The 12,767-nt window shown below is 72.3% G+C and carries 7 protein-coding genes and 1 pseudogene; 5 read left to right on the forward strand and 3 right to left on the reverse strand.

Going from position 1 to position 12,767, the window contains the following annotated elements:
- Positions 1-295, forward strand: a pseudogene (locus ACFXC1_RS50915) (hypothetical protein); the annotation flags it as partial.
- A gap of 147 nt (positions 296-442) precedes the next feature.
- Entirely contained in the window at positions 443-3,682 is a 3,240-nt protein-coding gene (locus ACFXC1_RS50920) for an AfsR/SARP family transcriptional regulator (protein ID WP_381257251.1), read from the forward strand.
- Here ACFXC1_RS50920 and ACFXC1_RS50925 read toward each other — a convergent pair.
- Positions 3,669-5,576, reverse strand: coding sequence for a sigma-70 family RNA polymerase sigma factor (locus ACFXC1_RS50925; RefSeq protein ID WP_381257254.1), 1,908 nt, complete (start codon positions 5,574-5,576; stop codon positions 3,669-3,671). The two genes, ACFXC1_RS50920 and ACFXC1_RS50925, sit on opposite strands and share 14 nt — an antisense overlap.
- 340 nt (positions 5,577-5,916) lie before the next feature.
- Positions 5,917-6,693: a TetR/AcrR family transcriptional regulator gene (locus ACFXC1_RS50930; protein ID WP_381257257.1), complete on the reverse strand. Its 777-nt coding sequence runs from the start codon at positions 6,691-6,693 to the stop codon at positions 5,917-5,919.
- A gap of 377 nt (positions 6,694-7,070) precedes the next feature.
- On the opposite strand from ACFXC1_RS50930, the gene ACFXC1_RS50935 reads away from it, so the two are divergent.
- Together ACFXC1_RS50935 and ACFXC1_RS50940 are read left to right on the forward strand one after the other, a co-directional pair.
- Positions 7,071-8,438, forward strand: a complete 1,368-nt coding sequence (locus ACFXC1_RS50935) for an NAD(P)/FAD-dependent oxidoreductase (protein ID WP_381257260.1) — start codon at positions 7,071-7,073, stop codon at positions 8,436-8,438.
- 220 nt (positions 8,439-8,658) lie between these two features.
- Positions 8,659-10,320, forward strand: coding sequence for an ATP-binding SpoIIE family protein phosphatase (locus tag ACFXC1_RS50940; RefSeq protein WP_381257262.1), 1,662 nt, complete (start codon positions 8,659-8,661; stop codon positions 10,318-10,320).
- A 1-nt stretch (position 10,321) separates the two neighbouring features.
- On the opposite strand, the gene ACFXC1_RS50945 is transcribed toward ACFXC1_RS50940, so the two are convergent.
- The gene (locus ACFXC1_RS50945; protein WP_381257265.1) at positions 10,322-11,608 is read right to left on the reverse strand and encodes an MFS transporter; all 1,287 of its coding nucleotides are present in this window, start codon (positions 11,606-11,608) and stop codon (positions 10,322-10,324) included.
- A 98-nt stretch (positions 11,609-11,706) separates the two neighbouring features.
- Between ACFXC1_RS50945 and ACFXC1_RS50950 the strand changes: the two genes are divergently transcribed.
- Positions 11,707-12,255 carry a MarR family winged helix-turn-helix transcriptional regulator gene (locus tag ACFXC1_RS50950; protein ID WP_317887720.1) on the forward strand — a complete coding sequence of 183 codons (549 nt, stop codon included), beginning with the start codon at positions 11,707-11,709 and terminating at the stop codon, positions 12,253-12,255.
- Positions 12,256-12,767: the final 512 nt, after the last annotated feature.

Here is a 12,767-nt window from a genome sequence, read left to right on the forward strand (position 1 = left end):
GTGGGTCGGCCGGTTGCCGGCCCGCGGGAGCACGCGCGCGTGCGATATGGGCGGGGGTGGCGGGAGTGTCCTCGGCGGCCCGGGCGGCGCACCGGCGCAACTGGAGCTGTGGGTCGGCCGGTTGCCGGCCCGCGGGAGCACGCGCGCGTGCGATATGGGCGGGGGTGGCGGGAGTGTCCTCGGCGGCCCGGGCGGCGCACCGGTACAACTGGAGCTGTGGGTCGGCCGGTTGCCGGCCCGCCGGGGCACCGGCTGGACGGGGACACCGGGCACGCGCGCGTGCGCTACCGCCTGAGTGGCCTGAGCATCCCGCTGGCGGGAGCCGCTTGAGCATTCCGCCACGACAGGACCTCGGGCAGCCCACCCGCACAAACCGCCCCAACCGCGGGCCCCGCCCACAAACGCCGTGACCTTGGCCCTCGTGCCCGGTGACAATGGCCCGGTGCGGTACGGAATCCTGGGCAGTACCCGGGCGGAGGACGAGCGGGGCGCTGTCGTGGCGCTCGGCGGTGCGCGGCTGCGCGCGCTGCTCGCCGCCCTCGCCCTGCACCCGGGCCGGATCGTCCCCTTCGGGACCCTGATCGACGAGGTGTGGGCCGACGAACCTCCCCAGGACGCCCCGGCCGCCCTCCAGGCCCTCGTCGGCCGGCTGCGCCGTACCGTCGGCAAGGTCGCGATCGTTTCCGAACCGGGCGGCTACCGGCTCGCGGCGACCCGGGACGACGTGGACCTGTACGTCTTCGAACGGCTGGTGCGCCAGGGCACGGCCGCCCTGGAGCGGGGCGAGGCGACCGCCGCCGCCCGCGATCTCGGCGAGGCGCTCGCCCTGTGGCGCGGGCCCGCCCTCGCCGACCTCCCCGACCGGTCCGCCGCCGCCCGCCCGGAGGCGCTGCGCGAGGAGGCCACCCGCGCGCGGGTCGAGGCCGACCTGCTGCTCGGCCGCGCCGCCGACGCCGTACCGGAGTTGAAGGAACTGACCGCGGCGCACCCGTACGACGAACCGCTGCACGCGCTCCTCATCCGCGCCCTGCGCGACTCGGGCCGCGCCGCCGACGCGCTCGCCGCCTACGAGACCGCCCGGCGTGCCCTCGCCGACGGCCTCGGCACCGACCCGGGGCCGGAACTCCGCGCCCTGCACGGCGAGTTGCTCAAGTCACCGCCTTCGGTCCGCGCCGCCCGGGAGTCCGAACGCGACGGCAACCTGCGTCCACGTCTTACCTCTTTCGTGGGCCGGGAACCCGAGATCGCCGCCATCCGTTCCGAAGTGCACAGGGCCCGCCTCGTCACGCTCACCGGACCGGGCGGCTCCGGAAAGACCCGTCTCGCCGAGGAAGCCGCCGCCGGGCTCCCGCAGGCGTGGCTGGTCGAGCTCGCCCGGCTCGACCGGCCGGAGGCGGTGCCGGGCGCGGTGGTCAGCGCCCTCGGTCTGCGCGAGACCGTACTGATGACCACCGAGCTGGCGGTCCCGCAGGACGACCCCGTCGCCCTGCTGATCGAGTACTGCGCGGCGCGCAGCCGACTCCTGATCCTTGACAACTGCGAACATGTCATCGGCGCGGCGGCCGACCTCGCCGAGACCCTCCTGACCCGCTGCCCCGGGCTCACGATCCTCGCCACCAGCCGTGAACCCCTGGGCGTCCCCGGCGAGTCGGTCCGCCCGGTCGAACCCCTCGTCCCCGACCAGGCCCACCGCCTCTTCGCGGAGCGCGCCGCCGCCGTCCGCCCCGACGCGGAGACCGTGCTCCAGGACACCGAAGCGGTCACGGAGATCTGCCGGCGCCTCGACGGCCTGCCCCTGGCCATCGAACTCGCCGCTGCCCGGCTGCGGTTGCTCACCCCCCGCCAGATCGCCGACCGCCTCGACGACCGCTTCCGCCTCCTCACCTCAGGCAGCCGCACGGTTCTGCCCCGCCAGCAGACCCTGCGGGCCGTCGTCGACTGGTCCTGGGACCTGCTCGACGAGCACGAGCGGACCCTGCTGCGCGAGGCCTCCGTGTTCGCCGGCGGCTGGGACCTCGCGGCGGCGGAGAGCGTGTGCACCGGCCCCGCCGCGGACCTGATCGGCGCCCTCGTCGACAAGTCCCTGATCGTGGCCACCCCCGGGGAGGCACCCGAGGGCATGCGCTACCGCATGCTGGAGACCATCCACGAGTACGCCGTCGAGCGCGCCGCCGAGACCCCGGAACTGCGGGCGGCGGCCGAGCGCCGGCACCGGGCCTGGGTGCGTGCCCTCGTCGAGGAGGCCGAGCCGCTGCTCCGCTCCTGGGAGCAACTCCCGTGGATCGCCCGCCTGGAGACCGAGCTCGACAACATCCGCGCGGCCCTCGACCGGACCATCACCGCCGGAGACGAGGCGGAGGCGGGCGCCCTGGCCCTCGCCGTCGGCTGGTTCTGGTGGCTGCGCAACTACCGCCGCGAGGGCGTCGACTGGACCGAGCGCATCCTTGCCCTGATCACCACCGGCGCCGCTCAGGACCCGTTCGAGGCCTACCTCACCGCCCCGGACGCCGAGGCCGGCCACCCCCTGCACATCCAGCGCATGAACCTCCGGATGCTGCACCTCTTCCTGGGCGCCGAATCCGGAGCCCTGGACCACCTGCCGAACGGACTGCGGGACGAGCGGCTGCGCCGGTACGTCTCACAGGTGCAGGCCTTCTTCGCCGGCGGAGGCCCGGACGCGGCCCGTATGCCGGGACTCGCGTGGCCGTTCACCGCCTACTTCCTGCGCGACACCATGGACATCCGGGACGTCATGGACGTGGCGGTCGCCAACGCGCGTGCGTACGGCGGGGATTGGGAGATCGCCGTCATCCTGATGTTCCGCACGCACATGGTCGTCGACTCCCCGGGCGGCATGGCGGGCGTCGACGACGACCTGGCGGAACTGCGCGAGCTCTGCCGCCGCGTCGGCGACCGCTGGGTGCGCGCCCAGGTATCCAGCGCGGTCGGCGAGGCCGCCATGAGCCGCGGCCGCTTCGAGGAGGCCAAGGGCGCCTACGAGGAGGCGCTCGCGCTCGCCTACGAGGTCGGCGCCCACACCGAGACGCCGTTCCTCATCGCCCGGCTCGCCGAACTGGCCTTCCGCGCGGGTGACCGCGAGGCCGCGATCGCGGGCCTGGACGAGGCGGCCGAGGCCTCCGACCGGCACGGGGTCGCGGACGCCCACGCGTTCATCCAGCTGCTGCGCGCGCACATCGCCCTGGAGGACGGGGACGTGGCCCACGCCCGCGCGCTGTGCGAACAGGCCCGTGAGGAGAGCGGACGCGGCACACCGCCGCCCCAGTTCCGGGCAGCGCTGGGCGCCGTCGACGCCCTGGTCACGGCCGCCGAGTACGGTCCCGCGCGCGGGCTGGTGGCGATGGCCGCCGCCCTGCGCGAGGCGGTGGAGCTGCGCTGCGCCGAGGTGGTCACCGCGGCCCTGGTCGACCTCGCGGCGACGCTGCGCGCCGAACTCGGTGAACTCCCGGGCGCCGTAAGGATGTTCGCGGCGGCCGACCGGTTGCGCGGCGGCCATCCGCGCCCCATGCCCGAGCGCGCCCGGACCGAGCGCATCGAGGAGACCGCCCGCACCGCACTGGGCGCCGCGCGCTACGCCGCCGAGCGCGCCCGGGGCGAGTCCCTCACCGTGGACGGGGTGCTGACCGAACTGCCCTCCCCGGCACCGGGACCTACTGGCAGGTGAACTTCGACTCCGCCCAGTCGGCGAGCGCCAGGTCGTCGAAGGAACTGCGCGGCTCGACCACCAGCCGTACGGTCCTGCGCCCGGCGAGATTCACATGGACCGGCACCGCGGGGTCCCCGCCGTCGACCTCCCCGGAGCTCCACAGCCGGACCCCGTCGGCATACACCGAGAAGTAGACCCTGCCGAGCCCGAGCATCATGTCGTCGACGCCGACCCTCGCGTCGTAGGAGACGCACTGCCGGTTGAGGTCGATCGTGACGGAGGAGCGGCCGTGCACGGTGACGCCGTGGGTGTAGCGCGTGCCGCCGATCGCGACGCCGTAGCGCTGCCACACCCAACTGCTGTCCCCGAGCCGGATCTCCGGGGCGGTGCCGTCGCCGTTGACGTTGTAGGAGAGCTCGCTCACCTGGAAGATCGTCGGCGCGGGTGGGGGCGTCGGGGTCGGTGTCGGGGTGGGCGTCGGAGTGGGTGTGGGCCGCGGAGTCGGTGTCGGAGTCGGGGTCGGGGTGGCCTTGGGGGGTGGTGTCGGCTTGGGAGTGGGCGTAGGCGTCGGGCTCGGGGTGGGGGTCGGATCGGGGGCCAACACCGCCGGTTCCGGGGCGGGTTGCTTCTTCGGGTGGGTGGGGGTCGGTGACTCGGGCCTGGCGATGGGGGAGGACGAGGGGGCGGGCTTGGCCTCCGGTTTCCTCGCGTGGGTGTCGTTGCCGCTGAGTGCGAGGGCCAGCGCCGCCGCTGCCGCCGCGGCCACCACACCGGCCGCGATGCCCGCCTTCACCGGCGCGCCGAGCCCCTCGGAGGCCGCCGCGCCCCCGGCACCGGCCCCGCCGGACGAACTCCCGCTCGCCGCCGCGGCCGCGCCCGCCGCACCGGCCGCGCCCGCTCCCGCGCCGCCCGCGATGAGCGCGACCGCCTTGGCGTACCCGGCGGCGCCGAACCAGCCGATGACCGCGACCGGGACGACCGCCGGGATCCCGCCGGCGACCTCCTCGATCTGCAGCGCGGCCAGCCGGCACTTGGCGCACTCCTCCAGATGCTTGCGCAGTCCGCGCTCGGCACGCGTGCGCAGCCGGCGGCGGGCGTAGGTGCCGAGCTGGTCGGCGTAGCGCGCGCACTCCTCGTCGTCGGTGAGGGTGGCGCTGACATGGGCCTGGAGGTAGGCCTGCTTGAGGCCCTCGCGGGCCCGGCTGGCCAGTACGCGCGTGCCGTTGGCGTCGAGCCCGAAGAGCGTGGCGACCTCGCTCGGCGACTCGTCCTCGACCTCGGTGTGCCACAGCACGGCCTGCCACCGCTCGGGCAGCGACCGGAAGGCCCGCATGGCCATCGACTGCTCGGCCTCGTGCATGGCCCGTACGTCGGCGCCGAGGTCGAGTGTGTCGTCGTCCGACACCTCCGAGACCCGCGCGGACTGCGCGGCGAACACCGCGAAGTCGTCGACGAGCTGCTCCCGCTTCGCCGACTTCGTCCAGTTCGCGGCGACGCGCCGGACGGAGGTGAGCAGATAGGCGCGTACGGCGTGTTCGGGCCCGGAGCCGCCGCGCACCGCCTGGAGCATGCGGGCGAAGACCTCGGCAGTGAGGTCGTCGGCGGTGTGCGCGTCCCGGCAACAGGTGCGGGCGTAGCGGCGTACGGCCTCCGCGTGGCGCCGGTACAGCTCCTCGTACGCCGTGTCGTCACCGGCGCGCATCCGCTCGATCAGCGAGGCGTCGGCCGTGGGCATCTCCAGCGGCGGCGGCAGGACACTGCCCTCGCGCTGGGCCGGGACACTGCCCTCGCCGGGATCGGCACCCTGCGGGACCCCGCTCGGCCCGCCCTGGCTCGGCACCTGTGGTGAGGTCAGCCCACCGGCCTCCGGGTCACCGTCACCCAGTGACTCGTCCCGCCCGTCAACGCTCATCGCGGAAAGCCCCCGCCGCCTGCCCAACCAGTCCAGAACACCGGGTCAGCGTAGCCATATTGGCTTTTGTTCAGGACCCCGTCGTACGGACCATCCACTCGTCCGTGGGGACTTCCCGCAACGCAGTACTAGCGTTCACCCCCCGGGGAAGGCTCAACTCTCTCCCCCGGAAGGGGAGTTGGCGTGGATGACTGAAATGCCCGGAATTGCTCCCGGGCATCACTCGGGGCGCGGGCCGCGCAGCGCCCACGCACCACAGTCACCTATTCGAGTCACCCGCGAACGGGCCCTCCGACCCCAAAGAGCCGACCCTCAAGGAGCCGACCCCGCAGAGCCGGTCTCACAACGGCCGCGACCGCAACCCCTCCAGCAGGATGTCCAGCAACCGCGCCGACGCCGCCGCCTGCTGCGCGGCATCCGGCAGCGAGGGCGCCGCCGTGGCGATCACCAGCAGCACGTCCGACACCGACACGTCCGGCCGCAGCTGACCCGCCGCCCGCGCCCGGTCCACGAGCTGCCCCACGACCTCCAGCAGCGCCGCCGCCCCGGCGTCGTCGACCGCCGAGCCCAGAGACCCCGCCGACTCCTCCGGCACCAGCCGCAGTTCGCCCGTGCCCGGCTGCGTCCGCTGCTGCGGCACCCGCGCCTCGTCGAGGAGAGCGGAGCCCTCCGCGCCCTCGTCCGCGACGCCCACCCGCAGCACCTGCGGCGGCAGCAGCCGCCCGGCGCCCGAGGCCACCGACGTCCGCAGGAAGCGCGACAGCGCCGACCACGGCTCGTCCTCCTGGCCGAGCGCCGAACGCGCCTGGTCGGTCAGCCGGGAGGTCTCCTCCTCGGCTATCCGGCGCACCAGGACGTCCTTGCTCGGGAAGCGCCGATACACCGTGCCGACACCGACCCGCGCGCGCCGCGCGACGTCCTCCATCGGCGCGCCGTAGCCCAGCTCGCCGAAGACCTCACGCGCCGCCCGCAGTACGTGCTCCAGATTGCGCTGTGCGTCCACGCGCAACGGCGTCGTGCGCGAGCTGTCCCCGCGTCCGTTTCCCGCCGTCGCACCGACCGCGGCGCCGGATGCGACGGCAGACGCGGATGTCCAATGAGAGTCCTGAATATGCATACACGTTCCCCCGGTTAATGACGTCTCCCCCCGGAGACTCCCCGCCATTGGCAGCCGGAGCATCGTGAGACAAGCCCGGTTCACGAACCACGCTTCTCGCGGGCTCGTTGAGCGCATCCCCCTTCACCCCGTCGACACACGAACATAGTTGAGCGGGGGTCAATTCAGAAGGGGCAGGTTCCGCACGGAGCGCCCCCCGATCGGAGTACGGGTCGCATACATCCCGATTGCGCCCCCCAAGGTTACCCCGATCACCCCCACTGACCTGCGCACCTGCCCCGCACTCCGGCAATTCCGGCGCCCGCGCGCGGCCTCCCCGCCCGGTCACACAATTTGTCGAGCCTGTGGACAAACTCCAGCGCCGGGTGCGTCATGGGATGGTGAAGGAACGCGCGCGCATTCTGGTTGTCGGTGGCGGCTACGTCGGGATGTACACGGCCCTGCGCCTTCAGAAGAAGTTGAAACGTGAAATCAGGCTCGGGCAGGTCGAGATCACCGTCGTCTCCCCCGACCCTTACATGACGTATCAGCCGTTTCTCCCCGAGGCCGCCGCCGGTTCGATCTCCCCCCGCCATGTCGTCGTCCCGCTGCGCCGCGTCCTCGACAAGTGCCGGGTCGTCATCGGCGAGGCCACCGCCATCGACCACGGCAAGCGCACCGCGACCCTCAGCACCCTCGCCACCGAGGAGGAGGGCACCGGCACGGAAGAGCTGTCGTACGACGAACTCGTCCTGGCCCCCGGCTCCATCTCGCGCACCCTCCCCATCCCCGGTCTCGCCGAGCACGGCATCGGCTTCAAGACCGTCGAGGAGGCCATCGGCCTGCGCAACCACGTCATCGAGCAACTGGACATCGCCTCCTCCACCCGCGACCCCGCGATCCGCGACGCGGCCCTGACCTTCGTCTTCGTAGGGGGCGGTTACGCCGGAGTCGAGGCGCTCGGCGAGCTGGAGGACATGGCCCGCTACGCCGTGCGCTACTACCACAACGTCCAGGCCGACGACATGAAGTGGATCCTCGTGGAGGCCTCGAACCGCATCCTCCCCGAGGTCGGAGAGGAGATGGGCACCTACACCGTCACCCAACTCCGCAGACGCAACATCCAGGTCCTCCTGGAGACCCGCCTCGCCTCCTGCGCCGACCGCGTCGCCGTGCTCGACGACGGCCAGCGCTTCCCCACCCGCACGCTGGTGTGGACGGCCGGCGTCAGACCCCACCCCGTCCTCGCCGCCACCGACCTCCCGCTCACCGCGCACGGCCGTCTCAAATGCACCGCCGAGCTGACGATCGAGGGCGCCACGCACGCGTGGGCCGCGGGAGACGCGGCGGCCGTCCCCGACGTGACCGCCGACGCGCCCGGCACCGACACCGCCCCCAACGCGCAACACGCCGTCCGCCAGGCCAAGGTCCTCGGCGACAACATCGCGCACTCCCTGCGCGGCGAACCCCTGGAGACGTACGCCCACAAGTACGTCGGCTCGGTCGCCGCCCTGGGGCTGCACAAAGGTGTCGCGCAGGTCTACGGACGGAAGCTGAAGGGCTACCCTGCCTGGTTCATGCACCGCGTCTACCACCTCAGCAGGGTCCCCACCTTCAACCGCAAGGCCCGTGTGCTCGCCGAATGGACCCTGGCGGGGCTCTTCAAACGGGAGATCGTCTCTCTCGGTTCACTCGAACACCCGCGAGCCGAGTTCGAACTCGCGGCCGGTGGGAAGCCTGGGAACGACCCGAAGGGGTCGAACTGACCGGACCGAGGAACTCCACCGGCGGCCCCGGCGTCTGACGAATATCGGCCCGGTCCGCCACACTGCCAGACTGGTCCCCGACTTCGGACGGGCCCGCGCCCGCCCGTCCCACCCAAGAGGCTCTCCCCACTGTGCTGCATCCCCCGGCGACCGATGCGCGGCCCCGGACCCCCGGCAGGGTCCGGAACCGGCCGACGACACCTACACGAGGCAAGGATTCGTGAACTTCACGCGCTGGAGCGCCCGGCTCCCCGGAACGCAGCGCCGCGCCGCAGCGCGGACCGACCACCAGGTCACCCCGGACCGCCGGGGCGAGGGCTCCGTCCCCGCGGCCCGCGCCGAGCAGCTCACCGACGAGCACCTGCCCGTCCCCGCCGTCGACGACCTGCCCGTCCGCGAGGTCCTCGACCGCGTCCCGGCCCTCGTCGCCCTGGTGCACGGCCCCGACCAGCGCATCGCGTACGTCAACGACGCCTACGTGGCGGCCTTCGGCGACCGCCCCCTGGGCGTACCGGCCCGCGAGGCCCTCCCCGAACTCGACGAACTCGGCCTGCTCCCGCTCCTCGACCAGGTCCTGCGCAGCGGCAAGCCCCGCACCCTCAAGTCCCGCAAGGCCCCCGGCGGCCGGTCCTACACGTTCACCTGCACCCCGGTCGCCAAGAGCACCGACGGCGGCGAGGGCGGCGTCCTGATCTTCGCCACCGACGTCACCGACCACGCCGAGGCCGCCGAACGCCTGCGCACCAGCGAACGCCGCCAGCGCGAGACCGCCGTAACGCTCCAGCGCTCCCTGCTCCCGCAGGAACTCGAAGAGCCCGACGACCTGCGCATCGCCGCCACCTACCAGCCCGGCGGCACCGAGGCCGCGGTCGGCGGCGACTGGTACGACGTGATCACCCTCGGCGGCGGCCGCACCGCCCTGGTCATCGGCGACGTCATGGGCCGGGGCGTCCGCGCGGCGGCCGTCATGGGTCAACTCCGCACGGCGGTCCGCGCGTACGCCCGCCTCGACCTGCCCCCGCACGAGATCCTCCAGCTCCTGGACGGCCTCGCCACGGAGATCGACGCCAACCAGATCGCCACCTGCGCGTACGCCATCTTCGACCCGAACGAGGGCCGCCTGGTGTACGCCTCCGCCGGCCACCTCCCGATCCTCGTCCGCGACGAGACGGGCGAGGTCCAGCGCGCCGACGAACCCACCGGCCCCCCGCTGGGCACCGGCGGCTGGATCCACTCCTCCGGCACCATCCCGCTCAGCCCCGGCTCCACCGCGGTCCTCTACACGGACGGCCTGGTGGAACGCCGGGACGAGGACCTCGACGAGGGAATCGCCTCCCTGGAGCGCGCGTTGGCCGGCGCCACCGGCACCCCCCAGGTCGTCTGCGACCGCCTGGTCCGCTCCCTCGGCGTCACCGCCGACCACGACGACGACGTCGCCGTCCTGGTCGTCCAGCACCCGACCCGCACCGGCCACGACGGCGACCTCTTCCGCAACGCGGCCCTGGAGCTGCTCGGCGGAGTGGAAGCGGCCCCACGCGCGCGTGCCTTCGCCTCCGGAGTCCTCACCAGCTGGCGCTTCCCCACCGAACTGCACGACTTGGGCGTCCTGGCCGCCAGCGAGTTGGTCGCCAACAGCCTCCAGCACGGCACCCCACCCATGCGCCTCAGGCTCCGCCGCACCGACCGCCGCCTGATCGTGGAGGTCACGGACGGCGACGACCACCTCCCGCGCCGCCGCCGCGCGGAACCGGCGGACGAGTCGGGCCGAGGCATCGCGATCGTCGCGACAATCGCCACCAACTGGGGCTCCCGCCGCACTCCGGGCGGCGGGAAGGCGGTGTGGTGCGAGTTCGTACTCCCGAAGACGGCGGCCCCGGTATGACCTACGCGTCCGCCCCAACCGGCTCGACAGCCCCCCGAGCCACCACCAGACTCCCCTTCGCCCGCCACGGCTGATCCTGTACGGCGGTCAGCTGCCGCCCCAGCCGCACGGCGAGCACGCTGATCCCCAGCGAGAACACCAGGAACATCACGACGTACGGCCCCGGCAGCGAGGCCCCGAGCGGCCCGCCCACCGCGGGCCCGACGGCCAGCGCGAGCTGCTTCACCAGGGCGAAGGCCGAGTTGTACTGCCCCGCCATCCCCTCCGGCGCCAGATCGGCGACCAGCGGCGCGACGGTCGGCGACAACATCGCCTCCCCGAGCCCGAACAGCGCGTACGTCGACACGAAGGCGGCCGTAGCCATCTCCTGACTCCCGTGCCCGAGCCCGGCATACCCGGCGGTGACCCACGCCAGCGCCCAGATCAGCCCGACCCCGGCGATCACCCTGGACCGCCGCCGCCGCTCGACGAACTTCAGCACGGCGAACTGCGCGACCACGATCATCGCGGTATTGGCGGCCAGCGCGGTCCCAAGGGCGGACGTAGAGATCCCGGCGGCCTCCACCCCGTACGCACTCAGCCCCGACTCGAACTGCCCGTAGCAGGCAAAGAACATGACGAAGCCGAGCACGCTGAGCTGCACCATGGCCCGATTGCCGAGCAACTGCTTCCAGGCACCCTTGGCCGACACCCGCGAGGGAGCGTCCCCGATGACCGGCGAGTGCGGCATCCGCACGGTCGCCATCACCCCGGCGAGCACCAGGAACATCGCGGCTTCGATTCCGAAGAGCAGCGTGAACGACGACGCACTGGTCGTGTCGACCAGATGACCGCCGATGAGCCCACCGACACCGAGCCCGAGGTTCTGCAGAAAGAACTGCATGGCGAAGGCCCGCGACCGAGTCTCGGCGGTCGAACACTCCACGATCATCGTGGCCAGCGCCGGCTGCATCACGGCCTGCCCGGCCCCGAGCCCGGCAGCCGACAGCAACACGGCCCCGGCACTCCCCGCCACCCCGAGACTCATAGCCCCTACGGCGGCCAGGACCAGGGCGGTGAGCAGAACCGGCCGCGGGCCGCGCCGGACGATGGCCCGCCCGGCGAACGGCAGCACGATCAGCGCGGCCACGGCGAAGACGGCGAGGACGAGCCCCGCCGTCATACCTCCAAGACCCCGCACCTGCGCCACATAGACGTACAGGTACGGGACCGTGAAGCCGAGCCCGAACGCGCTGAGTGCGTTGCCCACGTGGATCCGGCGCATCGCTGCGCCCATCGCCCTGGTCACGTTCACCTCAATCAACTAGTTAGATCTGAAGACTTAGAAGCTAAAGAGTACATACTCAAGGACTTCAAGGCAAAGGAAGCCCGTGCCATACTGCGCGCATGGCCGACACCAGCGGCGTCCCGGAGCCGACGCTCGACGAACAGATCGCCGCCTACCAGCGCGAATTCCGGGACCTCGACCCCCAGGTCGAGAAGATCGTCTCGGCCCTGGGCCGCCTCAACCGCCGCATGAACGTCGCCTACGGCCGCCAGACCGCGAACCTCGGCATCAGCAGCGCCGACTGGGAGGTCCTCAAGGCCCTCGTCCTCGCCGGCGACCCCTACCGGATGGGCCCCAGCGACCTCGCCAAGCGCCTCGGGCTCACGCCGGCCGCGATGACCCACCGGATCGACCGCATGGTCGCCGAGGGACTGGTCACCAGGGAGCGGGACGAGTCCAACCGCGTCCGCGTGATCGTGGAGCTGACCCCCGAGGGCCGCGGCAAGTGGCTGGAGGCGATGCGCATGGCGACGGTCTTCGAGGAGGACCTGCTCCAAGACCTCTCACCGGACGAGCGCACCGTCCTCGGCGAGGTCCTCACCCGGCTGCTGCGTAGGGTGGAACACGCCCAGCCGGACGCGGGCGGGCGCCTGAGCGACCTGGACTGAGCGGTCTCTGGCTCGCCTCCGACTCGCCCAGGAAAAGATCTTGACAGGGGTAGTTGACACACCCCTCGTCGGTCCGTAGAGTTCTTCGGGTTGCCGCCGAGCCGTAACGGTTCTCCGGCAGCACCTCCGCCGCGACAGCGGCAACCCAAACCATCCGCACGATCTCCCAACGGGATTGATTTCGGCGTGCCCGAATTCAATTCGATTTGGGCTCGACTGTGTTCGATCAGGTCACTGGACCTCGATTGGAACTCCGCCGGGGGAATCGGCTAAGGTTTGAGACGTCGGAACGGCCCAACAGCCGGGATGACAGCCCCCTCTGACTGGGAGTCAGGCCTGAAAGGGTCTGGTAGAGTCGGAGTCGCCGGAAAGGGAAACGCGGAAGCGGGAACCTGGAAAGCACCGAGGAAATCGGATCCGGAAACGGTCTGATAGAGTCGGAAACGCAAGACCGAAGGGAAAAGCCCGGAGGAAAGCCCGAGAGGGTGAGTACAAAGGAAGCGTCCGTTCCT

It is taken from the genome of Streptomyces hokutonensis (assembly GCF_042751305.1).
Classification (GTDB): domain Bacteria; phylum Actinomycetota; class Actinomycetes; order Streptomycetales; family Streptomycetaceae; genus Streptomyces; species Streptomyces hokutonensis_A.